The organism is Chitinophaga caeni, assembly GCF_002557795.1.
Lineage (GTDB): Bacteria > Bacteroidota > Bacteroidia > Chitinophagales > Chitinophagaceae > Chitinophaga > Chitinophaga caeni.
The window spans coordinates 3196444-3221720 of the sequence record NZ_CP023777.1 but is presented as its reverse complement, the minus strand read 5'-3'; the positions used below and the strand labels follow the sequence as shown (position 1 = coordinate 3221720).

The following is a 25277-nucleotide window of genomic DNA, read 5'->3' as shown; positions in this document are numbered from 1 at the left end:
CGACATGGATAATATTCAAAGCATTAAGAACAGGTTTGGAATCATTGGTAATTCAGCAGCATTGAATTATGCTTTAACCGTGGCCGCCCAAGTTTCCAATACGGATCTAACGGTCCTGATTGTCGGTGAAAGTGGTGTAGGTAAAGAAGTTTTCTCTCAAATCATCCATACATTAAGCGCACGCAAACATAATCCTTTCATTGCCGTTAACTGCGGCGCCATACCGGAAGGAACGATAGATTCCGAGCTATTCGGCCATGAGAAAGGGTCTTTCACAGGTGCGGTAGATAGCCGGAAAGGTTATTTTGAAACGGTGAATGGCGGTACGATCTTCCTCGATGAAATTGGAGAAATGCCGCTAGGTACGCAAGCCCGTTTGCTAAGAGTGCTGGAAACCGGTGAATATATCCGGGTAGGATCATCTAAAGTTCAGAAAACCGATGTGAGGGTTATCGCGGCTACCAACCGCGATTTACTGGATCTTACACAGGCGGGAAAGTTTAGGGAAGATCTATACTACCGTTTAAATACCGTACCCATCCGCGTACCTTCATTGAGGGATCGCAAGGAAGATATTCCCTTGCTGTTCCGCAAATTCTGCGTAGATTTTGCAGAACGGTATAAAACCACCGCTATCCAGTTGGATGATGAAGCTAAAAATATCTTGATCAATTACCCTTGGCGCGGTAACGTGCGGGAATTGAAAAACATGGCGGAACAAATCTCCGTTTTAGCGCAAGAAAAATTAGTTTCGTCGGAAGAACTGAAACGCTTTTTGCCGGAGCAAGTGCCCATGCAACAATTACCCGTCTTAGCCAACAGCGGTAACAAGTCACAAAATGGCGATTTCAATAGCGAAAGGGATATCCTGTACAAGCTCTTTTTCGATATGAAAAAGGATGTCAACGAATTGAAAAAAATGTTTTTTGATATCCTTCAAAATCCGAACATCGCCCATGCACCCGCCTACCAAGATGCGGATCTATTACATAATTACGCGCCGGCCGAAATGAATGCCGGTCAAAATGCGGGTAGCCATCAACCGATCTTGCTTTCGGGTGATAAAATAGCACAACATGAAGAGGTGGAAGAAACCCTGTCCATTGCAGACAAGGAGAAAGAACTAATCGTGAAAGCTTTGAAAAAACATAAAGGTAAAAGGAAGGATGCGGCACTGGAACTCGGTATCTCGGAAAGAACCTTGTACCGCAAGTTGAAAGAGTACAATATCAACGACTAAGTCCTTGGCCAATTTTCAATAAAATATGATAAAAAATTTTATGTTTTCTAAATATCCGCTTACATTTACAACTTCTATGGCCAAGTTTAGTAGAATATGGCTCTTGCTAGGATTGATTTTTATAATAGATGCCTGCTCAATAAAATATTCGCTGACAGGCGCTAGTATCGATAACGATGCCAAGACTGTAAATGTACACTTTATTGAAAACCGGGCTCCTTTAAATAACCCGACCCTCAGCCAAAGGATTACGGAGGGTTTGCGCCAAAAAATCATGTCGCAAACAAGGTTAACACAAACCAATGAAGCCAATGCTGATTATGATTTCAAAGGCGCTATTACCGGGTATTCCTTCTCCAGCGTAGCCGTAACCGATGTCGACAAACCGGCCAATGCCCGTTTGACGGTAACCGTAACGATTACATTTGCAAAAAGAATCGGGGATAAGAAAGGTTTCAGCAACCAGACTTTCTCCCGCTCGGAAGATTTTCCAGCGACGCAAACGCCCAGTGAAGCCGAACCCAGGCTGCTTGAGAAGATTATTCCACAGCTAGTCGACGATATTTTCAACAGGGCATTCGCGAATTGGTAACATTATTTTAATATTTTAGCAAAATGACCGCGAATAAGATTATCCACCATATTTTTCATCAGCAAAGCCTTCATCAAGTATCGAAAGCCGAGTTGGAACAATTAGTGGCAGCACATCCTTATTTTGCTGCGGCACATTTGTTACTTGCCCAAAAAGAATTTGCTGCCGAGTCTAACATGAATCTTCCCCTTATAAAGGAAGCGCGCTTGTATAGCTCTAACCAACATTACTTTAACCAGTTTATAACGCAACCCATAGAGGAAAGTATCCGGGAAATACCGCTGACTACTCTTCCATTGGAAGAAAGCTCTCCACTGGCAGAAGCGGATCAGCAGGACACTTCCGCAGGTATCGAACCCGGTTTTACAGAGGACCAGGATTTCAAACCATTCGATACGCCCAACTTTGAAAACAGTTTCGAAGATGAAAGCTCACCCGGTGATGAAATGGATATACTGCCCGCGCAAAATATTCACTTTGAAGGGAGATCAGCTGCCATTTTAGAAAAAGCGTATGACGAGAACAACATCGCGGATCCCGGCGAAGATGAATTTGTTCCCGAATCAGCATTTGTAGTACCCGCTGTTCCAAGCGGAAATACTGAAACTCCCCGGGAAGAAGAAGCCCCTATTGAAACTACAACGGCAATACCGGCTGATAATCTCCTGGAACAACACCCGAGGGAAGATGATGGGGAACAATGGGAAGCAGTCATCCCGAACCCTTCCGGGTCTACGGAAGATGACCTCTCTACGGAGGTACCCGGCCTTACGGCTGCTGAAATCAGCATAGAAGATAATGATGATGAATGGGAAGCGCCCCAAGCAATTATCCCTGTAACAGGTACACATGAAACAGATGGCGTTGAAGCGGAAGCGGGAATCGCAAACACAGGCGCCCCGGGAGAGCAAGAACCGCCGGAAACGGCTCCATTCAACCTTGCAGGAAACGAAGAAGAAATGGAGGCCGCAAACCAGGGGGGCATCGAAGAAGAAATCATTCCCCAGCAAGTGTTCACGACTATTAACGGAACCACTGCTACTGGGCAATACCACGATTTGATACAAGCGGAACAAGAGGAATCTACCGCCGTGGAACTTGAAGAAACAAGCAATGTAGAGCCATTAAGTTCGCAAGCGCATTTCCATGAAACGGAAATAGAGGAAGAAGACAGTAATTTTTACATTGAAAGCAGTTTAGATACGAAAACAATAGAGGAACCAGCGGAAATGGAATCAACAGTACAGGAAGAAGTCAGCGAAAAAACGGGTAACCCCGCAGCAGTGGAAACAAATACCATCTCGCAGCCCGCCTTCGAAGAAGCGGAAGTTCCCCAAGCAGAACAGGCATTACCGATCAAGATCCGCCCCTTCGAAGCCGAAGAGTTTACCGGCAACGAATTAACGTTCCAACCATTGTATACCGAGGATTATTTCGCCTATAAAAAACTAAAAAGTCCGGCGGATGCGGATGCGTTGGATGAGAAAGGCGCCAGGGAAATGAAGAGTTTCACCTCATGGTTAAGGCAATTAAAACAAAACTTCAGCGATAAATCGTCCAAGGATTGGTACCATCAGCAACTGGGTAAGATGTATGAGGATGAGGCGCCGGAAGTATCAGAAAGGGTTGAAAAAATGGCAATTGACTCTATTACACTCCAAGATGATATTATTTCAGAGACCTTGGCGGAAATATGGTCATCGCAAAAACAGTATAAGAAAGCAATTTCAGTTTACCAAAAATTAAGTTTGCTTTATCCCGACAAAAATCTTTATTTTGCGCAAAAGATCAAAGATCTAGAACTACAAATCAAGCATTTATAAATAAAACAGATTTATGTTAATTTTATTTGGAATACTTATCGTACTAACTTGTGTACTTTTAGGCGTTATCATCCTGATACAAAACCCTAAAGGTGGTGGATTAAGTGGTACATTAGGTGGTGTGGGTTCTCAAGTAATGGGTGTTCGCCAAACTACCGATGCCTTGGAAAAAGGTACTTGGATCTTGGCTACGATCATTGCAGTTTTATGCATGACATCAACTATTTTTACACCTAAAGGTGCTGGAGGGCAACAACAAAAAGGTATCATGGAACAAAATATAGGTAATACCGCACCGGCTCCCATGCCTAGCCAAGCGCCGGCCAATACGGCTACCTTGCCAACAGCCCCGGCTGATAGCCAAGCACAATAATTACGGCAAACTTAATAAGTCTAAGTATATAAGCTATTTTCTAAACCTCGCCTTTTTGTGCGGGGTTTTTTCATGAGAAACCCGCTACCCTTCCACCCGGCGTAGTTAAAAATATTAACTGGAGATGAACAGAAGAAAAACTCATATGCCCAAAAGATCGAACAAGCTGAGAATAATCGTCGCTATTCTCTGCCTTTTGGCAGGTGTTGCCGTTTACTTGGCATACCAGATCTTTGGCCCCACTTCTAAAGCATTCAGCGATAAGAATTATTTTTACATACATACCGGGAGCACTTATCAAGATGTAATCGATGGATTGACATCCGAACGTATCGTGACTCACCCGGATATCTTCAGCTTCGTTGCAAAACAATTAGATTATCCTGAGAATGTGAAAGCGGGGCGTTACCAGATCAAGAAAGGGATGAGTAATTTCGAGATCGTCAGGATGCTGAGAAATGGCAGGCAAGTTCCAGTTAGGTTGGTGATCAACAAACTACGAACCAGGGCAGACTTTTGCCGCCTCATCGGTAAAAATCTTGAAGCCGATTCCGCATCGGTTCAACATCTTTTACAAGATAATATATACTTGAGGCAATTCGGTTTAGACACCAATACCGTTATGTGTGCCATTATGCCGAACACATATGAATTTTTTTGGAACACCACGGCAACCAAGGCCTTCGAGAAGCTTCAAAAAGAGTATGATAAATTTTGGACATCAACACGTAAAGATAAGGCGCGTGATAAAGGTTTAAGCCCTAATGAAGCTATCATCCTGGCATCGATTATTGAAGAAGAAACCAATAAGAATGACGAAAAGCCTGTCATAGCCAGCGTTTACCTGAACCGTTTGCGGAAGGGTTGGAAATTGGGAGCAGACCCGACCGTTAAGTTTGCGTTGCAAGATTTCGGTTTAAGAAGAATTTACAATAAACACCTGGAGTATCCCTCGCCTTACAATACTTATTATGTAAAAGGGTTGCCTCCAGGCCCTATCTGCACACCTTCCACGGCCTCCATCGATGCCGTGTTGAATGCCGTGAATAGCGATTACATGTACTTCAGCGCTAAATCGGATTTCTCCGGCTACCATGACTTTGCCGTATCCTGGCAGGAACACCTCTCTAACGCGCGGAAATACCACAAGGCATTAGAAAACAGGAATATCAGGTAAATTTTATATATAGGAGATAGGAGTACGTATAAAAAAAACGTACTCCTATTTTATTGCCCCAATATTTCTAAAACCGTATTTTTACACCTAGTACTATCTACTTACCTACCCATGATCAATTTAGAACGGACATTAAAAGGTTCAGCCCCTTATCAATATCTACATAATAAGAGCAAAATATGGATATTGCCCGGTTTCGGTGGCGCTGCCCTTTACGATGTTTTAAAATTCTTCTTACAGGAGATCAAGAGTAGAAACCTGGCCGATAGGGCCGCTGCCATTGCTTTTAATTTCATGTTGGCTATTCCCCCGTTCTGCATTTTCCTATTTACATTGGTGCCGTTTATTCCCTTGCAAAACATTGAACCTACCCTTTATGACCTGGCTAAGAGCCTAACCCCGAACTATAATAGTTACATGATCGTCAGGGAAATGATCCACGATTTCCTGTACACGTATAGAAACGGTTTACTTTCCGTGGCTTTCGTGATCGGGTTTTACTACTCCAGCAACGGTGTTATGGGAATTTTGCGCTCTTTTCAAAAAATGCTACCGGGTTTTAAAAGACGTAAATGGTGGCAGAATCGACTTACAGCGATTAAACTTACCTCATTATTAGTGCTATTAGTACTGGCCACCTTGGTGTTAATAGTTACCCAGGGAAACTTATTCCGCTATATCCTGAAAGAATTGGGTATTATGAATGAATATACACGCATCCTGATAGGAGCCACGCGCTGGTTAATTATCGTACTGCTGTTTTTCTTCACGATTTCATTTATTTACAAGTTTGGTCCCGCTACTACAACGAAGTGGAAATTCATTACGCCCGGCTCTACCCTAGCCGCTTTTTTAATGATCTTGGTAACCCTCGGCTTTTCATTTTGGGTCAACAATTTCGGTAATTATAATAGGATCTACGGTTCAATAGGCACGATCCTTATCATGATGCTCTGGATATACTTCAATTCATTTATCATACTCATCGGTTTCGAATTAAATGCCAGCATCGGCGCCTTAAAAGAAATCAACAACGCGAAAGAGATAGAATTGAATGCCCAGGAGGAAGAAAATAATATGTTCCAGGAAGACGATGAATAGCCAACCTATTGATAGCCATGCCGATGCTTTTTGTTAAAAATCATTGAATACCCGCTCAACACATATATGTATTTCTTTTCATAAATTTTACTTAATTTAATCTTGGATCAAATCCATACACTATGAAGAGGACCATTGCATTGATTGCTTGCTCTGCATTGATGGCCACTGCTTTCAAACCTGCATGGGAAGAAGTTTCACTCGAAATTGGATCTACTGCTCCAAAGGCAGGTGTTAAAATGAAAGATGTTAGTGGGAAGACTGTTTCGCTGAACGATGCTAAGAAGGCTAATGGTTTATTGGTAATGTTTTCCAGCAATACCTGCCCTTATGTAATACGTAATCAAGGGCGTACGAAAGATGTATGCCAATTTGCACTGAAAAACAAGATCGGGGTCATACTAGTTAATTCAAATGAAGCCCAAAGAGATTATAGCGATTCTTACGATGCCATGAAGGCTTACGCCCAGAAGCAACAGTATGCCTGGTATTACGTGATCGATAAAAATGCGGAACTTGCCGATGCCTTCGCTGCGGATAGAACACCCGAATGTTTCTTATTCGACAAAAGCATGAAACTTATATATAAAGGCGCCATCGATGATCATCCCGGTAATGCGGCCGATGTAAAAGAAGCCTACCTGGTGAATGCCATCAAGGCGAATTTAGCAGGTAAAACAGTTTCTCCCAACGCTACGGCTTCTATTGGTTGTAACATTAAGAGGAAATTATACGATTGATTTTTTTATGCCCGCGTAGAGAGAAGGCATACCCGCTCTCTATACGCGGCTATTCTCCAACCAAGAACACCGCGTTGGCAAACAATAATTTTCCATTTTCCCAAAAACTCCTGAAAATCGGGTCATCGGCAAAAATAATAACCTGCCCCGCCCCCAATTCTTTGGCGCCGAGCAACATTCCTTGTTTCAACTTATCTTTCAAAGTAGCGCCTACAAAACCGCTTAGATAGTTGTCATCACGGATAACACCGACATTCCAACCATCTTTCATCCATTCGAAAACCTGGTCGTTCTGTTTAAGTGTGAAATACGTTGTACCGTATCCGAATGCTAATGGGTGTGTATTATCTATGTCAACCCGGTAAATTGCCCCCGGGATAAAATCTTTAACGCTCTCGCGTTCCCTTTCTGCATAAGCGGTTAGCTCCGGTACAACGGCCTTCTCATCTTTTTCCTTTTCTTCATTGTCCTTTCCTGATTTTAATTTAAATCCCCAATCGCCCGTGCCCAATTGTTGCGCTGCACCGTCCATCACGATCAATTTGCCACCGTTCCTGACCCAATCTTTCAACTTATCCGCACTTTCTTTCAGGGAGATAAAATTGTATCTACCATCCGCTAAAATCAGTACATCCAATTTTGACAGATCAATAGATGTTAAATCTTCTTGGTTTACTACGGTCAAGGGATAATCAAATTGTTGATCAAAAAGGTGCCAAACCTCCCCCATTCCTAGCGATGATACTCCTTTCCCTGCCAGCAATGCTACCTTCGGTGGTTTGATATAACGAATCTTGCTGGAACCAAAATCGGCGCCCTTATCTACAAACCCCGTGTTAACCGGTACAAGTTCAATATTGCAATCCTTTGCACCCGCTTGTATGATGGCATCGAAACGGTTGATATGATGATTTCCCGCGCGGGTGATAATTAATGAGCCCGCTGGAAAAGTACGGTTATTAGCAACAAAAGGTACTTCTGCATACCTCACCTTGATTCCTTCCTGTAACAGGCGGGATAAGAATTTCACGTTATTCATTCCTAACCATGGCGACACGTACGCATAATATTTTCCAGCTGTGATATCCTCAACGTTAGCTTGGGGCAATTCCTTATTTGCCGGCCTAATATCCTGCTTTAACCCGTAAGTTTCCAAACCGTATGCATAGGGCAGCGCCCAAGCCGTGATATCATAAGTGACGGAATCCGACAAATGCGACTTCGGTTCAAACAATACCTGCAACAAGGTACTGTGCGGTTGATAAGCTGAAATCACCATGTCTTCACCGGAAACTGTTACCGCGTTGGACTTCCCCGTAAGGTAGTTCCATCCATTGACACGTTGCACATCACTACCATAACCAAAGTCGATTTTATTGTTACGTAATAGTGTAGCCAATGCAGCCAAGCGTTGGGGATGATCTTTACCCTTGACTACATAAGACTTGAACTGCCCGGCAGGTTGCTTTAGAGCTTGTTGGTAATAGTCGCGGTAAGCATTCATTACCTCCCTTGCATGTAGGGAGGTAGTTTCGATGGTGGCTATGCCGGTTGTAAAATGATGTTCAATCCGACTTTCCAGAGTCAAAGTATCCCCGTCACTTTTCATCACGGCCAATCCCGCCGCACCGGATCCCCCTTGCTCATAAGTCATCCCGATGGCTCCATTATACAACGGGTAAGTATCCCCGTAACTCGGGTAAAACAGATCGAAGACTTCCTTGGTAAAATATAACCATCCATTTTCATCGAAATACCGAGCGTTATTTTTACCAATGGTAACCTGGAAAGACCGCTGCCAAGGCGTAATGACTTCATGAAAAGGTTCTGCTGCCGGGGCAAAGTAGTAAGGGTTATCAATCCCTTGTTCATGAAAATCTACATGTACTTGCGGCATCCATTCATGGTAAACTTTCAAACGCTCCTTAGATTCCACCTGCGTTTGCCAAGCCCAGTCCCTGTTCAGATCAAAATAATAGTGATTGGAACGCCCTCCTGGCCAGGGTTCCCTATGTTCTCGCGCAAACCGTGTAGCATCATATTTTTTACCGACGTTACTATTATAAAAATTGATATACCGCTCCCTACCATCTGGATTTAAGCAAGGGTCAATAACCACAACGGTATTATCTAATAACTTGGCGTAAGGCGCTTGCAATAAAGCATATAATGTTTTCATTGCCGCCTCGGAAGATACGGCCTCGTTGCCATGTACATTATAGCTCAACCAAACCACGGGAGGTAATTTCGTGTTGGCCTCGTTCCCGTTGGATAGGCTCAAATTATTTCCCCGGATTTCTTCAAGTTGGCTGTAATTTTGGGATGAGGTGATCGTAGCAATAATCAAGGGTCGCCCTTCGTAAGTTTCGCCATAATGTTGCAATTTCACATTTGGCGCAATGGCTGCCACTTTTTCAAAATAGCCGACAACTTTGTAATGAGGGGTAAAATGGCTCCCCAAGGGGTAACCTAAAAACGATTCTGGAGATGGAATTTCTTGTCCAAATGCACCCTGGATCAGCAAGGAGCATAAAATCATACTGGATAGCAAAAATCGCATAGCGGTTGATTAAATTGCTTTAAAGATACTGCAAAATTGTTCCTTCAGGTTACCACGGCAAGAGAAAAAACCCGGGTTATCAATTTTATACCTTGATCTTACACACTTTCCTATTAAATTTATTCTGAAATGTTTTCAACTATGATCATATCGGTATTACGCAAAACCGGCTTGCTTTTATTGCTGGCCAGCATTCAAATGCAGGTGCGGGCCCAAACGGTGCAAGCCTTCAACTACAAGGTTGAAAAACACGGGATATTCCGGGAGGCTGCCGTAGCGAGCGCCCACCCTTTAGCAAGCAAAGTAGGTCGCATGATCCTGGCAAAAGGTGGAAATGCTGTAGATGCAGCTATTGCCATGCAATGGGCATTGGCTGTAGTGTATCCACAAGCGGGAAACATCGGTGGCGGAGGATTCATGGTGGCACATTTAAACGATGGCCGCAATTTGGCGATCGATTACAGGGAGATGGCTCCTGCTGCGGCTTACCGCGATATGTACCTCGATGAAGACGGCTCGGTCAATAGCCGTAAGAGTATCGATGGTCACCTAGCTGTAGGTGTACCTGGAACCGTGGCCGGTTTATTCGCATCGCACCGCTATGCAAAATTGCCCATGGCAACATTAATCGCCCCAGCTATAGAATTAGCAAAATTGGGTTTCGCGGTGACGGCTGCCGAAGCCAGGGGATTGAATTCACTACAATCCCGCTTCAAGCAATTCAATACCAGCGGGAATGCATTTATTAGAGATGTGCCTTGGCAGGAAGGCGATACCTTGGTTCAAACCGATCTTGCCAATACTTTGATGCGCATCAGCGTTGCGGGAGAAAAGGGCTTTTACGAGGGGGAAACCGCGCAATTGATCGTAGCAGAAATGCAGCGTGGCCACGGCATTATTACCCTAGATGATTTAAAAAATTATAAAGCGAAATACAGGGACGCTATAATATTTCCATATAAAGGATACAAAGTTATCACGATGCCCTTACCCTCTAGCGGTGGGATCATTTTACAACAGATGATGGGCATGGTTGAGCCTTATTCCATCGGGAAATTCAAACATAATTCCGCGGAAGCAGTGCAACTAATGACAGAAATCGAAAGACGTGCGTATGCCGACAGGGCCGCATTTCTTGGAGATGAAGATTTTGTAAACGTTCCTGTTGCAGCTATCACTAACCCGGGGTACCTTACCCGGAGAATGCAAGGTTATCAACCGGGAATTGCCGGGAATAGCGAACAAATTCAAGCAGGACAAATACCCGATCCCAGCGAACAAACGACGCATCTTAACGTACTGGATGCAGCCGGGAACGCCGTTTCAGTCACAACAACATTAAATGGCAGCTACGGCTCAAAGGTCGTTGTAAGCCGGGCCGGCTTTTTCCTTAATAACGAAATGGACGACTTCAGTGCTAAACCTGGTGTAGCCAATATGTACGGGCTGGTAGGCAACGAAGCCAATGCCATTGCTCCCGGCAAACGGATGCTCAGCTCCATGACACCGACGATTGTTTTGAAAGAGAATCAACCGTACATCGTAACCGGCACACCGGGAGGATCAACAATTATAACATCCGTTTTTCAAACCTTACTCAATGTCATTGATTTTAAACTGGACGCCATGGAAACCGTAAATGCGCCTAAGTTCCACCACCAATGGTTGCCGGACGTAATCGATGTGGAGGCAGACTTCCCGGAGCCGGTGATAGAAGCCTTAGAAAAAATGGGATACAAGGTGCATAAACGGGGAGCCATTGGCAGAACAGAATTAATTATCAAGCACGGGGAGAATGGACAAATTGAAGCTGTTGGAGATAAACGTGGAGATGATAGCGTAGCAGGAATTTAATTACCTTGGTATCCAAATACAGAATGATGGACGCAAAAATTTACGTGGATAGCATGTGCAGGAGAATGGCAGCACAGAAAGTACTGGCGGAAAAAACGATCGCCCAGTTAAGCGACGAACAATTACTTTGGCAACCCGGCGCGGGTTCAAACAGCATTTTTATCTTGATGAAACACATCGCGGGCAACATGGTTTCCCGGTTTACAGATTTTTTGGATACAGATGGGGAAAAAACATGGAGAAACCGTGATGAAGAATTTAGCAGTAAAGATTTTCAAGGAAGAAAACAATTGTTGGAAGTTTGGGACAGGGCTTGGCAATGTTTCTTCAATACCCTGCATGATTTAGAAGATAAAGATTTTAGCAGGACCGTATTCGTTAAACAGGAAGCCCATACCGCGATAGATGCCATCAACCGGCAGGTAGTCCATTACGCTGATCATGTTGGTCAAATTGTATATATCGGGAAGATGCTTCAAAAAGAGCAGTGGCAATCATTATCTATCCCTAGAAAAGTTTAAGGTCAAAACATTTATTAGCATGAGATTAAAAATATATTATTCCACGTTGCTGCTCCTGTTTTTAGTAGCATGCAATGCATCGAAAACGGATCAGTTGCTAAAAAATAAAAAATGGCGCGTTTACGATGTACAGGTACCGCCGAATGACCCGTATAATCTTACGCAGGTAACGCAAGCGAAGGATTTTAAATCGGGCTATTACAGCAATGTATATTACCAATTTTTAGATAATAACGTTTTCATTGCTACTATCGATAATGTGCCCGATACGGGGCATTACGAACTACTGAGCAACGGGAAAATCATATCCGTTACCAGCGCTAAAAATAAAAGCCGTAAATCGGAACACCTTGTAAATATTGTACAACTTGATGACGATCATTTTGATATGAAAGTTTACACCGGGGAATTTCATTTTATCCTTAGAACTAAGCCAAGTAAATAATGTTCCACTCACTCTCCACGCCAGCTAGAACGGTACGCCAATCTGACAACGGCAAAACATGTTTATTTTTTTCGGGATTTGCCTATCTCGGGATGCATCAAAACAAGCAATTCCTTGGATATATGAAGGAAGGCTTGGATCATTTCGGTAGCTTGCACCCTTCTTCTAGAATTGCCAATATTCAATTACAATTGTACGATGAACTGGAACATGCGCTGAGCCGCAGCCTTTTCCAACAAGCGGCCGCGAGCTTTTCCAGCGGCTACCTTGCAGCGCAAGCTGCCAGCGCCTTCGCTTATACCAAGGGCACCGTTATTTATGCTCCAGGCACCCATAGCTCCTTGATACAAGGCGTAACAACTGTCGAAAATGCAAGTTGGGAAGATTGGTCGGCCAACTGCCTGGCCCAAATTAACGGCGGCGAAGACGATCAGTACGCAATTCTTGGGGATTCCGTGAATCCGCTGGCATCTAAAATCAATGATTACAGCTGGCTTGACCTGGTTGAGAAAAGGGTATGGTTAGTTCTTGATGACTCCCACGGGTTCGGCATCTTGGGCGATGAAGGGGAAGGAATTATCTCGCAACTACCTTCCAATGACAAGGTTCAATTAATGATAACGGCTTCCTTAAGTAAAGCCTTTAGTGCCGAGGGAGGAGTGGTTGCATCTTCCGCTGCCGCGATTTCGCAGTTGAAACATTTACCGCAATTTACCGCTTCCACGCCCATGATGCCCGCAAGCGCTTTTGCCTGGCTAAAAGCGGGTGAGTTGTATGATAATGCCCGCCTCAAACTCCTGGGCAATGCCCGCCAAATGCATGAACTCATGGAAGAAGTGGAACAGGTATGGCAACATCCCCAATTATCCATATCTTTATTACAAGATATACCGGGGAAAGAACCGATTTACCCGTTTTTGCTTTCACATGATATCCTGGTATCGTCGTTTGCTTACCCCAACCCTTCCGGTCCCCCTGTGAACCGGGCAGTGATATCCGCGGTACATGAACCGGGCGATATCGCTTTATTAGCTACATTAATTAAAAAATATTACGGCCTGATACCATGATAAAAAATTTTTTAGCCCTTTTCTTGTCGGTACTCGGTATCCCTGCCCTGAAGGCACAGGAAAAATCGTTGCTGTGGGAAATATCCGGGAAGGAGATTCAAAGTCCCAGTTACCTTTACGGTACCATCCACCTGGTCTGCGAACAAGATTTAAACATTAGTCCCGGGATCATCAACGCGGTAAAAAGCTCGAAAGTGATTTACCTGGAGATCGATATAGATGATCCGGAAATGTATACCAAGATGGCCCCGCATATGATGTTGCACGGCGACACGACCCTGCAAATGCTTTTCGGTGATGATTACCCGAAGGTCTCCCGTTTCTTCTCTGAAAATGTGAGCATCAACCTGGAGCAGGTGAAGAAGTTCAGGCCCTTTAGCATCATGAGCTTAATTATTTCCAAGCTGGCTAATTGTAAGAAAACAACATCGTATGAGAATATCTTCAGCGAAATGGCCAAGCAGCAGCATAAAAACGTGGAAGGACTTGAAACGGTGGAGAGCCAGTTAGAAATGCTCAACAGCATCCCAGACTCCAGCTACTGCCGTCAAATACTGGCCACCATCGAAGAACTGCCAAAACAAAAAGCTTCCTTTTCCCGCTTGCTAGATGCTTATAAAAAACAGGATATCGACGCTTTATATCAATTGGGCATGGAATCCCCGGACATGAAAGGTTTCGAAGATATTTTATTGACCCGCAGAAATAAAAACTGGATACCAGTAATAGAAGAAATCACCAAATCACAATCCGCCTTTATCGCCGTGGGCGCCATGCATCTTGGCGGACCGCAAGGGGTAATACGGTTATTAAGAGAAGCCGGTTATACGGTTAACCCGGTTATCATGTAAATGATCAATTTAAATCATGTGCTTACAAACCGCATTCTAGGCATAGCTTTTGTAAAATAATCGTGATTATAACCCGTTTGAACTACCAGGCGTCCCCCTTGGTAGAAATATTTGATTTTTGGCTCATTACCAAGGGTTAGGTGGTACATTTCAGTTATTTTTGCCGGATAAATGTCGATTGCACTGAGAAAGTTTCGCAAAATATTAGGAATCGTGGTGATCAGTTTGTTAGGGCTACTGCTGCTAACAAGCATCTTAGTGAATACACCTTTCATGCAAAATTTTCTTGTTAAGCAAGTAACCAAGCGGCTTAGCAATACCTTACACACCAAGGTTGAAATAGAGAGGGTTAACTTCCGCCTGTTTAACAGCTTCTTGATGCAAGGGGTATACGTGGAAGATCAAAAACAGGATACGTTGCTCTATGCCGGTAGGCTAACCATGCGCATCACCGATTGGTTTTTCTTCGTGGATAAACCGGAGGTGAAATTCGTGGGTTTACAAAATGCGAAAATTAACCTCACCAGGCCGCCGCATGATTCCACCTGGAATTACCAGTTCGTGATCGATGCCTTCTCCAACCCCACATCCCAAACACCTTCCGGGCAACAATCCAACCTCGCTTTCGACTTAAAAAAAATAGATCTTAAAAATATCCGGTTCAATTATGTTGACGGATGGGTCGGTCAAGACTACTATGTTTCTGCCAAAAGAATTTACATGGATGCCGACCGCCTCGACGTGAAAAACAAGGATATCCTGATCAATGATCTAGACTTAGATCAACCTTCCTTCGTGGTTAATACTTACGAGGCTACCAGGCCCAAACGCCCCAATACAACTAGCTCTCCGATGGCCAATACGCCGGCTCCCGGCGATTCCGTCAACATATTAAAACCGCTGCAATGGAATAATGACAACTGGAAATTAATAGTAAAATCTTTACACCTAAAAAATGGATTGCTTGGCGTTGATAGCTATAACGACAGTACGAAACCACGGAAAGGCGTATTTAAACCGGATTATATCAGGTTTGAAAAAATCAATTTAACCCTCACCAATAGCCACATATCGCAAGACAGCATTTTCGCAGATTTGCAATTAAGTACGAATGAAAGAAGCGGGTTCGAAATAACCAAGTTAACCGGCCGCTTTAAAATGTCGCCCGTGGAAATTGAACTGGACAATATGGATCTGGTTACTCCTAATAGCCATTTGAGAGACTATTTCACCATGCAGTACAATGATTTATCTGATATGAATGATTTCGTGGACAACGTTATCATGCGGGCGAATTTCAGAAATTCTTATTTATCATCAGATGATATCGCTTATTTCGCCCCCGAATTAAGCGATTGGAAAACCGATATTAAAATTAATGGTAAGGCCCATGGCCCGGTGAGCAACTTAACCGGGGAAAACTTTGAAATAACCGGGGGAACCGCAACCAAGGTAAAAGGTAACCTCGAAATGCGCGGGTTGCCTAACATATATGAAACATTTATCAGCTTCGACGCACAGGAACTAACCACGAATGGCCGGGATATCTTGCATTTCTTCCCGGAACTAGCCAATATCGACCCGGTACAAATCCATTTGCTCGATTTTATCAGCTTTAAAGGAAATTATACGGGGTTCATAAACGACTTTGTTGCTTACGGTAATTTCAGTACGAACCTTGGGAATTTCAACTCGGATCTAAACTTTAAAACCAGCGGCGATATACCTATATACAGCGGTAACATCAGGACAGATCATTTCGATCTGGGCGCCTTACTGAATAATAACAACTTTAGCGAAATTACGGCTAATGCGAAGATTGACGGCGCAGGATTTAACTTTCACAACCTGAGGGCCAGCCTTGACGCCCAAGTACAGGAGCTGAATATCAGGGATTACCCTTATCAAAATATCACGACCAAGGGAGAACTAAGCCGGAAATTTTTCAACGGTTCATTAGAAGTTGATGATCCCAATTTGGACTTGAGCTTTGCCGGCACCATCGATTTTAACGGCGCGTTGCCCCTGTTCCAATTCGATGCGGACCTGCGGAAAAGTGACCTCAAATCTTTACACATCACGGAAGATTCGATCACCTTGCAAGCCAAAGCTTACCTGAATTTTGCAGGGAATAGTATCGATAACTTCGACGGGATAGCGCGTTTGTACGATGTTTCCCTTTTTAAAGATCAAAAAAGAATTGAATTTGACTCCCTCGCCTTAAGAACAGAAGTGCTCGATAATCACCAGAAAGTCCTGAACATACAAGGAAGTGAAATCAGCGGCTATATTAAAGGCGACTACCACTTCATGCAATTCCCTAATACCTTGCAATTTTACCGGAACAAATATTTCCCGGCTTTCTATACAAAAAGTCCCGATGAACTGGTACCACAAGATTTCTCATTTGAATTTAACTTCGGTGCGATAGATAAGATTCTATCTTCATTCGATCGCAGTATTAAAGGTTTTAATGATACCCGGGTTTCCGGTACTTTAAATACGCAAAACGGCAACTTACAGTTACATGCCAATGTTCCCTACGCCGCTTATGCCGGCGTTGGAGCAAAGGATTTAGAGATCGTTGCCAAGGGGGATCTTGATAAGATAAACCTCAGCACGATGATCGGGGAATTAACTTGGCGAGATAGCACATTGTTCGAAAACCCGGGCCTGGTTGCCAGCTCAAGTAAAGATACCGCTTTTATAAAGCTCAACTTAAGGGATACGGATACCAGCGCACTAGACGGTTTCTATGCCAGGTTAATTACCGTTTCTGACGGGGTAAAAATCAACTTCCTGAACTCTACCTTCACGATGAATGAAAAAGAGTGGCAAGTTACCCCGGGCAGTGAAATTTATTGGTCAACTCATTTCTTAACCATCCATAACGTGCAAGTTTCACGGAACGATCAAAGCATAATTGTATCTACGAACGAATTTAGTCCCGATGAAGAGCGGTTCATCATTAACATAAAAAATCTTAACCTGGCCGATATTATCCCGGTTCAACTTACAGGGAGCCGTATCGAAGGATTAGCCAACGGAACGATTAATATTTCCAACCCGACAAGTCATTTAGAAGTAGATGCAGATATCAGGGCCGAACAATTTAGATATGCAGATGATTCAATTGGCGTAGTACAATTATCCGGCGACTATAACCAAAGAACCCAACAGGCGAACTTTCATGTACAATCCGACAATCAAATTGCCGATTTCTTGGCCGATGCCGCCATCGGGTTCGGGAATAATAATAAGTTGGAAGCCCGGTTGGATATGAAGGGTACCTCCATGTCATTATTACAACGTTTCATTGATCCGTATGTCAGTAATCTATCCGGTAAAATGACAGGTATTGTTACGGTTGGCGGAACTACGGATTTACCATCCGTGCATGCAACTAACTTGCAATTGGAAGATGTAGGGGTTACAGTAAATTATTTAAATACCGATTACAGGATTCCTAAAATGACGGTCAACATGGACGACAACTTATTGGAATTCGGCCGGTTTACAATGTTGGACAAGTATAACAATACCGCCACGGTGAACGGCTTTATCACCCATGACCATTTCAATAAAATGAACTTCGAATTTGATCTTAGCACGAATAAATTCATGTTCCTCAATACGAAGTCGACCGACAATGATCTGTATTACGGGGATGTAATAGCCAGTGCGAAATTATATTTCAATGGTCCGATCAACAATCTGCAATTGAACGTTTTGGCAAGACCATTAACCAATACGCATTTCTATTTGCCTATTTCAGATAGCCGCGATGTAGGTAAATATGAATTTATCAGGTTTAAATCTTATGGTAAAGAAGCGGTAGCGCCCAAACCGAAAAAAGATGAGACCAAGCTCAATATGCGTTTAGATATAGCCGCTAACCCGGACGCACAGATAGATGTAATCTTAGACCAGGTAACCGGCGACATGATTTCTGCGAATGGATCAGGCAACCTTCAAATCAATGTAAACCTCGATGGAGATCTTAGCATGATCGGGAACTACGTGATCAATTCTGGCTCATACAATTTCTCGTTACGAAATTTCGCCAATTGGAAGTTTGGAATCGAGAAGAACAGTAGCATTACTTTCAATGGAGATCCTTTGGATGCCAAGGTAAATATCGATGCCAAATACACGGTACCCAAGGTGAGCCTTTACAACTTATCCAATTCGGCCGCCAGCCAAACGGTGGATGAATTAGCCCGCAGATCACAAAGGGTTGATATTTTGTTGAATCTAACCGGGGCGCTGATGCAGCCTGACATTACTTACAAGATCGTTTTACCGGAAGTAGGCACCGTATCATATGAAAGTTCGGTAGTGGCCAGGTTACGTGAAATTAACCAGGACCAGAACAAGACATTGTACCAGATATACGGCTTATTGGTATCACAACAATTTTTACCGGATGACGCTTCCGCAGGTGGCGCCAACGTGGCGATCACGGGTAAGAATAGCGTGGGGCAAGCATTATCAGCCCAAGCATCCGCCATCTTAAATAACCTGTCTAACCAACTGTTTAAAAATAGCGGCATCGGGTTCACGATTAATTACAGCGCCTACAATATTGGCAACCAGGATAACGGCAGTTACGACCGGAACCTTGTTAGCGGCGGGATCAATAGTACCTTGTTTAATGACAGGATACGTTTGTATGTTGGGGGCGACTATGATTGGGGTAAGGTTTCCGCTACAGCCACCTCTAACCGCTTTGCCGGTGATTTCAGGATAGAATACCTACTTACCCCGGATGGCAGGGTACGGGTCAATGCATTCAGTAAGTCCGATTACGATGTGTATAACCTTTCGAACAGGAACCGGGGCGGCGTAGGTATTTCATACATCAGGGATTATAATACATTCTCCGAGCTATTCAGCCGCAGCATGAGATTAAGAGCTATAAAAGATTCAAGCCAACAGCAACAGCCCCCTGTGGATACACCTAAAACAACGCAATTGCCACATTTGGATAGCATAGCCCCGGCCCCGGCCAGGAAAGATACGATAGAGGATGATCTACCGGAGATATATAAAAGGATCGGCAGGTCAAAGCCATAAAAAAACCGGTTCTTTCGAAACCGGTCTTCCTGTATGCATTATGATATTTATCGAAATAAATTTATCCTTTCATGATTTCATGCCCTAACTTATCACGCTTCGTTTGTAAATAAAACTCGTTATGCGGGTTAGGACAAATTTCGATCGGAACATTTTCCACGATTTCTAAGCCGTAACCGCTTAATCCGGCACGTTTCCTAGGATTATTGGTAATTAAACGGATTTTGGAGATGCCGAGGTATCTTAAAATCTGTGCCCCGACGCCGTAGTCACGCTCATCCATTTGAAAACCGAGCGCCAAGTTGGCTTCCACCGTATCTTTCCCCTCTTCCTGTAACTTGTAAGCCTTCAATTTATTTAATAGGCCGATTCCCCTGCCCTCTTGGTTCATATAAAGTATCAAACCCTTCCCGGCTTTCTCAACCATTTCCATGGCCGCAGCCAGTTGTTCACCGCAATCGCAACGTAGAGAATGCAGGATATCTCCGGTAAAGCAGGAAGAGTGCACCCTTAGTAACACGGGCTCGTCCTTCTGCCAATCGCCCTTTTTCAAGGCCATATGCGTTTCACCGGAATTGAGTTGTTTAAAGGCAATAAGTTCAAAATTGCCGTGCTTGGTAGGCATTTGCACCCTTACTTCCTCTTCGATCAAGGTTTCAGTATCAAGCCTGTAAGCGATTAAATCCTTGATAGAGATTAATTTCAGGTCAAACTTTTCCGCGATTTCTTTTAACTGCGGCAACCGGGCCATGGAACCATCTTCATTCATGATCTCCACTAAAACACCGGCCGGTTCGAAGCCTGCCAAGCGGGCCAAGTCGATCGTAGCTTCCGTATGACCGGCACGTCTCAGTACGCCGCCTTTTTTAGCTTTCAAGGGAAAAATATGACCGGGTTTGCCCAGGTCTTGCGGTTTCGTAGCAGGGTTTATTAAAGCCTGTACAGTTTTGGCGCGGTCGTGGGCAGAAATTCCCGTGGTACAACCTTGGCCTAATAAATCTACCGAGATGGTAAATGGGGTTTGATGTAAAGCAGTATTATCGCGCACCATCAAGTCGAGACCTAACTCCTCGCAACGCTCTTCAATTAGCGGGGCGCAAATCAGTCCGCGACCGTGCGTACTCATAAAGTTGATAATTTCCGGTGTTACATTCCGTGCTGCCGTTACGAAATCGCCTTCATTTTCGCGATCTTCATCATCCACGACGATCACCAGTTTCCCATTCTTAATATCTTCTATGGCAGATGCTATACTATCCAACATAATATCTCCTAATAATTGATTCGCAAAGTTAGGTTATTCTTGCGTTACTTCTCCCGAACTTACAACCGGATTACAACAAGATGATACAGGTATAACAAAACTATGTTGCAGAGGGCGGTTCAAGAAATATGAAATATTTTAAATAGCTAGAAGTTAATCTTTATAAAATATATATAAGAAACGTTTACAATCCATTACAGATAAGACTTAGAGTAGATTTGACAAATATAAAAAGTTATATAATAATTTAAACATTTGACGACATATATGAGTTATAACAATGTTAAGTCTAATTTTTTCGCGATAGCAATGTAAAATAATCAACAGTTAACAATTTGTTAAAATTTAATTGGCCGATCTATTTACTTAATTGCCATCTTTGCGGCACAAATCAAATCTGTTGTTATGGGATTCAAAAAATTACTCATCACTTTTTTGCTTATGATGGGCGTTGTTACTACCTATGCCCAGGTAACAACCAGTAGTCTACAGGGCATTGTTAAAGATTCCAAAGGGGAAGGTTTGATCGGCGCGACCGTGAAAGCTACCCACGTACCGAGTGGAACCATATATGGTACCACGACCCAAGAAGGCGGGCGTTACACGATCCCCAATATGCGCGCGGGCGGCCCATATACCGTGGAAGTAAGTTATATCGGTTACGCTTCTCAAAAATTTGAAAACATCCAGTTGCGCCTGGGTACAGCATTCAAGCTGGACGCTACCCTCGGGGATGATTCCAAAACATTGCAAGAAGTAACGATTACAGGTACCCGGAACGGCATCATTAACCCGAACCACAACGGTACTTCCGTGAACATTTCCCGCAACCAGTTGGACAATTTGCCAACCGTAACCCGTAGTATCCAAGATTTTGCCCGTTTGAGTACGCAGGCAGTAACTTACAACAACGGTTCCGACGGTTCCCCGCTAGGTATTTCCTTCGGTGGACAGAACAACCGTTACAATCAATTCGCCATTGACGGCGCCAACACATCCGATGTATTCGGTTTATCAGGTTCAGGTACGAACGGCGGCCAATCCGGCGCTAACCCTATTTCCATCGAAGCGATCGACCAGGTACAAGTTGTCTTGAATCCTTATGATATCAAGCAAAGCGGTTTTACCGGCGGTGGCATCAACGCTATTACAAAGAGTGGAACGAACCAGTTTGTAGGTTCTATCTACGGCTTGTATCAAAACCAGGATTTCGTAGGTAAATCGCAATCAGGCGCCAAGTACGGCGACTTTAAAAATCAAATCTTCGGCGCTACGATCGGCGGTCCAATCGTGAAGAACAAGTTATTCTTCTTCCTGAATTATGAAAGGGGCAAACAAACCAGCCCGGTAGATTTTAACCCGGCAGATCCGAGCACAGGAAAGGCACCTTTCAGCGTGGATACCTTGCAACAAATTTATGATGTACTTCAAAGCAGGTACGGTTATGATGCCGGCGGATTCACCGCTTTGGAAAAAGATAAGCCATCTACCAATTTCTTGGCCCGTATTGACTGGAACATCAACCAAGTGCATAAACTGACCGTTCGTCACAGCTTGATGGATGCTGAAAATGTACTGGGTTCCAGGAGCAATACGAACGCTAAATATTACAACAACTTTTATACGTTCCCATCGACCAGTAACAATACGATCGTTGAACTGAACTCGAACTTCTCCAACAAGATGAGTAACGAGTTGAGGATCGGTTTTAACCGCACAGTTGATAAAAGAAAATATTTGGGAGAGATGTTCCCATCTGTAACAATCAACGGATCCGGTAATACTTCTATCAATTTCGGTTCCGAATATTCATCGCAAGTTAATGCCCTGACCCAAAATATCTGGACATTAACAGACAATTTGACTTTATATAGAGGTAATCATACGATCACATTAGGAACCAATAACGAGTTCTATTCAATTCAAAATGATTTCATTCAAAATAACTTCGGTAGTTATACTTATCGTAGTTTGGATGATTTCTTTAATGATGCCCAGCCTAGCAATTACCGCGTATCATACACTACTTCAGATCCTTCTAAACGGGAAGGCGTGAAATTCAATGCTATGCAATTAGGCTTCTATGCCCAAGACCAATGGGATATCAAAGACAATTTCCGTTTGACAGCCGGTTTGAGAATAGACATTCCTATCATCTCAACCGACCCAATCGCGAACCCAGATTTCGACAAGAACCCGATTTTCGCGGGATATTCAACTACAACTACTCCCAAAACCCGCTTGATGTTTGCACCGAGGGTAGGTTTCAACTGGGATGTATTTAAGGATGGTAAAACTCAAATACGGGGTGGATCCGGGATCTTTACCGGCCGTGTTCCCTTCGTATGGATATCTAACCAGTACAGCAATAATGGTTCTCTTTACACAAGTGTGAACTATTACCCTTCTACCGGGGATGGTTTTAAATTCAGGTTCGACCGAAATGATCCTTTCCTAGGCCAATACACCTTGGAAGAAATCCAAGCGCTCGCCAGTTCAGTGCAACCATTGGGTAGCAACGTCAATCTGACAAGCAGCAACTTTAAATTCCCGCAATCGTGGAAAAGCAACTTGGCAGTTGATCAACAATTACCTTGGGGAATCTTCGGAACAATCGAAGCTAACTTCACTAAAACAATTAATAACACTACCTGGACAAATGTCAATGTTGTAAAAGATGGTGGCAATGTTGATTTAGGTGATGGTCCCCGTCCTACTTGGGAAGTGCAAACCCGTGATTATGACCAAGTAATCGTACTTGGTAATACGAACAAAGGTTTTGCTTATAACCTGACTACGGAATTTACAAAATCTACTAAGAACGGTTTATTTGCCAAAATCGGCTATAGCTACGGTGAAGCCAAATCATTAAACGACGGTACTTCTTCAACTGCAAGTTCCAACTGGCGCTATTCAGCCAATACTATGGGTCTGAATGATCCTGCTTACGGTTATTCTAAATTCAGGATGGGTAGCCGCGTGATCGGCGTGATCAGCAAAACATTTCGCTATGGTAAAGACAAGGCCTGGGCTACCGGTGTTACCTTGTTCTACACCGGTCAATCAGGAACTCCATATACTTGGGTTTACTATAACAGCGGTTCCAATGACCCTACCCATGACGATTCTGGCACCAACGGTAACAACGACCTGATTTACGTAGGTACTAAGGACCAGGTAAACCAGATGAATTTCTTGCCGATTACTTCAAGTGGTAACGTAGTTCGTTCTACTGAAGAGCAACGTCAAGATTGGAATGACTATATTGATAGTGATAAATATTTATCAGATCGCCGCGGTAAAGCAGCTGAGAAATATGCAGCACGTACTCCTTTCGAAAACCTTTTCGATTTCAAATTCGTTCAGGATTTACCGATCGTGAAAGGACATAAAATTCAATTAACCTTCGACATATTGAATGTTGGAAACTTATTGAATAAAGAATGGGGACGCACTTACTTCATCAGCAACAACGTGGCCACACCTTTAACGATTACCCAAAGCGGCGGCCAAATTGCCTACCAATTTGACAAGAGAAGGTTAAATGATATAGATGGTAAAGCAAGACCATACTATATCAACAACTTTACTTCCCGTTGGAGAGGACAGATTGGTGTTCGTTATAATTTCCACCAATAGACTACCTTTTCATTCAAATAAAAACACCGGCAATTTTAAAGTTGCCGGTGTTTTTTTATAAGGAAAACTATAAATAACTCCCTATCCCATCCCACCTAACCAGTTCAGAAAACGGGGCATCGCAGTTGCCCAGGTCGCATAATCATCTTTCCCTCCTTTTATCTTTTCAAGGTGCAATTGTTCTCTCAGCTTATATCCTTTCTCTTTCATCAGCTTAATAAGATCTAAAGTATGGCTGGAAACCAGGTCATTAGCCCTCGCGTTATCAGGGTATTCAAAAAAGAAAGCCAGGTGTTGCCTGAAAGCGCCCTTTTTTACTTGCCGGTGCATCACCCGGCATTCATTTGCAACATCCCGATTACAACTCCAGCCCAGCATCCCCGAAAATACCCCGGCCCTGTCAAATATATCGGGGTGATTCCACACGATATCCAGTGCGCTTAGACCGCCGAATGTGAAGCCTGCAAAAGCCTTATGCTCCCAATCCCTATGAAAAAAATGCTTCAAAAACGGTAATAATTCCTTGATTATAAACCTCGTGTATAAATCAGCCTTACTACCCCGCCCTTCCGCTTCCATATAACTGGCCGTTCCATATTCCTGCACCTTGTTTTTATTGGCATGGATGGCAACAGTCCACAGGCCTTTACCTTCGGAATGCAATAGGTAATCCTGTAATATACCGGTGTACCCCAACTGGGCTAAATCTTGCCCATCGTTTAGTAACAACAAGGTATTCCGCTCAAAATGACCCTGCGGAATATACACATCGAAGACCACTTCCCGTTGCAGGAAAACGGAATATTGACTGAAGTTTTCTTGTTTGAATGCCTGTAGTATTTCCATATACTAAATTTAACAATTGCGGGGTGTAAAATGATCGCTTCAATAGAGATTTAACCCCGCGGTAACATATTTGTTCATCACATTTTATTTGATTTTTCGCGCCCG

17 protein-coding genes are annotated in these 25277 nt (G+C 43.5%); 14 read left to right on the top strand and 3 right to left on the bottom strand.

Annotation, left to right across the window (positions count from 1 at the left end; translation table 11 throughout):
* Positions 1–4 precede the first annotated feature (4 nt).
* The 7 genes from COR50_RS13555 (at position 5) to COR50_RS13525 (ending at position 7046) form a co-directional block, all read left to right on the top strand.
* Positions 5–1240, top strand: coding sequence for a sigma-54 interaction domain-containing protein (locus COR50_RS13555; RefSeq protein WP_098194483.1), 1236 nt, complete (start codon positions 5–7; stop codon positions 1238–1240).
* A 25-nt stretch (positions 1241–1265) separates the two neighbouring features.
* Positions 1266–1832, top strand: a complete 567-nt coding sequence (gene lptE / locus COR50_RS13550; RefSeq protein ID WP_098194482.1) for an LPS assembly lipoprotein LptE — start codon at positions 1266–1268, stop codon at positions 1830–1832.
* A gap of 23 nt (positions 1833–1855) precedes the next feature.
* Positions 1856–3655 (top strand): tetratricopeptide repeat protein, encoded by a 1800-nt coding sequence (locus tag COR50_RS13545; protein WP_098194481.1) that lies wholly within the window; start codon positions 1856–1858, stop codon positions 3653–3655.
* A gap of 13 nt (positions 3656–3668) precedes the next feature.
* Complete coding sequence (gene secG / locus COR50_RS13540) at positions 3669–4028, top strand: preprotein translocase subunit SecG (RefSeq protein WP_098194480.1); 360 nt, start codon at positions 3669–3671, stop codon at positions 4026–4028.
* Positions 4029–4152: 124 nt separating this feature from the next.
* Positions 4153–5205, top strand: coding sequence for an endolytic transglycosylase MltG (gene mltG / locus COR50_RS13535; RefSeq protein WP_098194479.1), 1053 nt, complete (start codon positions 4153–4155; stop codon positions 5203–5205).
* A gap of 111 nt (positions 5206–5316) precedes the next feature.
* Complete coding sequence (locus COR50_RS13530; RefSeq protein ID WP_098194478.1) at positions 5317–6306, top strand: YihY/virulence factor BrkB family protein; 990 nt, start codon at positions 5317–5319, stop codon at positions 6304–6306.
* Positions 6307–6428: 122 nt separating this feature from the next.
* Positions 6429–7046, top strand: coding sequence for a thioredoxin family protein (locus COR50_RS13525; RefSeq protein WP_232516171.1), 618 nt, complete (start codon positions 6429–6431; stop codon positions 7044–7046).
* 49 nt (positions 7047–7095) lie between these two features.
* Here the strand turns inward: COR50_RS13525 and COR50_RS13520 are convergent, their stop codons facing one another.
* Positions 7096–9606, bottom strand: a complete 2511-nt coding sequence (locus COR50_RS13520; RefSeq protein WP_098194477.1) for a M14 family metallopeptidase — start codon at positions 9604–9606, stop codon at positions 7096–7098.
* Between the two features lie 129 nt (positions 9607–9735).
* Here COR50_RS13520 and ggt point away from each other — a divergent pair, with 129 nt between their 5' ends.
* The 6 genes from ggt (at position 9736) to COR50_RS13490 (ending at position 19423) form a co-directional block, all read left to right on the top strand.
* A complete protein-coding gene (gene ggt, locus COR50_RS13515; RefSeq protein ID WP_232516170.1) occupies positions 9736–11460 on the top strand; it encodes a gamma-glutamyltransferase in 1725 nt (574 codons plus the stop codon).
* Between the two features lie 23 nt (positions 11461–11483).
* Entirely contained in the window at positions 11484–11981 is a 498-nt protein-coding gene (locus tag COR50_RS13510) for a DUF1572 family protein (RefSeq protein WP_232516169.1), read from the top strand.
* A gap of 19 nt (positions 11982–12000) precedes the next feature.
* Positions 12001–12426, top strand: a complete 426-nt coding sequence (locus tag COR50_RS13505) for a hypothetical protein (protein ID WP_098194475.1) — start codon at positions 12001–12003, stop codon at positions 12424–12426.
* Positions 12426–13496 carry an aminotransferase class I/II-fold pyridoxal phosphate-dependent enzyme gene (locus tag COR50_RS13500; protein WP_098194474.1) on the top strand — a complete coding sequence of 357 codons (1071 nt, stop codon included), beginning with the start codon at positions 12426–12428 and terminating at the stop codon, positions 13494–13496. The genes COR50_RS13505 and COR50_RS13500 overlap by 1 nt, the downstream gene beginning before the upstream one ends.
* The gene (locus COR50_RS13495; RefSeq protein WP_098194473.1) at positions 13493–14347 is read left to right on the top strand and encodes a TraB/GumN family protein; all 855 of its coding nucleotides are present in this window, start codon (positions 13493–13495) and stop codon (positions 14345–14347) included. Before COR50_RS13500 ends, COR50_RS13495 begins: the two co-directional genes overlap by 4 nt.
* A 273-nt stretch (positions 14348–14620) precedes the next feature.
* Entirely contained in the window at positions 14621–19423 is a 4803-nt protein-coding gene (locus tag COR50_RS13490; RefSeq protein ID WP_157760833.1) for a translocation/assembly module TamB domain-containing protein, read from the top strand.
* Between the two features lie 61 nt (positions 19424–19484).
* On the opposite strand, the gene COR50_RS13485 is transcribed toward COR50_RS13490, so the two are convergent.
* Positions 19485–20687, bottom strand: coding sequence for a bifunctional 3,4-dihydroxy-2-butanone-4-phosphate synthase/GTP cyclohydrolase II (locus COR50_RS13485; protein WP_098194471.1), 1203 nt, complete (start codon positions 20685–20687; stop codon positions 19485–19487).
* 405 nt (positions 20688–21092) lie between these two features.
* Between COR50_RS13485 and COR50_RS13480 the strand changes: the two genes are divergently transcribed.
* Positions 21093–24326, top strand: coding sequence for a TonB-dependent receptor (locus tag COR50_RS13480; protein ID WP_098194470.1), 3234 nt, complete (start codon positions 21093–21095; stop codon positions 24324–24326).
* An 81-nt stretch (positions 24327–24407) separates the two neighbouring features.
* Here the strand turns inward: COR50_RS13480 and COR50_RS13475 are convergent, their stop codons facing one another.
* Positions 24408–25172 (bottom strand): alpha/beta hydrolase, encoded by a 765-nt coding sequence (locus tag COR50_RS13475; RefSeq protein WP_098194469.1) that lies wholly within the window; start codon positions 25170–25172, stop codon positions 24408–24410.
* Positions 25173–25277 lie beyond the last annotated feature (105 nt).

Bases quoted from the DNA above. Each gene is read 5' to 3' on its own strand.
- COR50_RS13555 (WP_098194483.1), top strand. From the start codon at position 5: ATGGATAATATTCAAAGCATTAAGAACAGGTTTGGAATCATTGGTAAT.
- lptE (WP_098194482.1), top strand. From the start codon at position 1,266: ATGATAAAAAATTTTATGTTTTCTAAATATCCGCTTACATTTACAACT.
- COR50_RS13545 (WP_098194481.1), top strand. From the start codon at position 1,856: ATGACCGCGAATAAGATTATCCACCATATTTTTCATCAGCAAAGCCTT.
- secG (WP_098194480.1), top strand. From the start codon at position 3,669: ATGTTAATTTTATTTGGAATACTTATCGTACTAACTTGTGTACTTTTA.
- mltG (WP_098194479.1), top strand. From the start codon at position 4,153: ATGAACAGAAGAAAAACTCATATGCCCAAAAGATCGAACAAGCTGAGA.
- COR50_RS13530 (WP_098194478.1), top strand. From the start codon at position 5,317: ATGATCAATTTAGAACGGACATTAAAAGGTTCAGCCCCTTATCAATAT.
- COR50_RS13525 (WP_232516171.1), top strand. From the start codon at position 6,429: ATGAAGAGGACCATTGCATTGATTGCTTGCTCTGCATTGATGGCCACT.
- COR50_RS13520 (WP_098194477.1), bottom strand. From the start codon at position 9,606: ATGCGATTTTTGCTATCCAGTATGATTTTATGCTCCTTGCTGATCCAG.
- ggt (WP_232516170.1), top strand. From the start codon at position 9,736: ATGTTTTCAACTATGATCATATCGGTATTACGCAAAACCGGCTTGCTT.
- COR50_RS13510 (WP_232516169.1), top strand. From the start codon at position 11,484: ATGATGGACGCAAAAATTTACGTGGATAGCATGTGCAGGAGAATGGCA.
- COR50_RS13505 (WP_098194475.1), top strand. From the start codon at position 12,001: ATGAGATTAAAAATATATTATTCCACGTTGCTGCTCCTGTTTTTAGTA.
- COR50_RS13500 (WP_098194474.1), top strand. From the start codon at position 12,426: ATGTTCCACTCACTCTCCACGCCAGCTAGAACGGTACGCCAATCTGAC.
- COR50_RS13495 (WP_098194473.1), top strand. From the start codon at position 13,493: ATGATAAAAAATTTTTTAGCCCTTTTCTTGTCGGTACTCGGTATCCCT.
- COR50_RS13490 (WP_157760833.1), top strand. From the start codon at position 14,621: ATGCAAAATTTTCTTGTTAAGCAAGTAACCAAGCGGCTTAGCAATACC.
- COR50_RS13485 (WP_098194471.1), bottom strand. From the start codon at position 20,687: ATGTTGGATAGTATAGCATCTGCCATAGAAGATATTAAGAATGGGAAA.
- COR50_RS13480 (WP_098194470.1), top strand. From the start codon at position 21,093: ATGGGATTCAAAAAATTACTCATCACTTTTTTGCTTATGATGGGCGTT.
- COR50_RS13475 (WP_098194469.1), bottom strand. From the start codon at position 25,172: ATGGAAATACTACAGGCATTCAAACAAGAAAACTTCAGTCAATATTCC.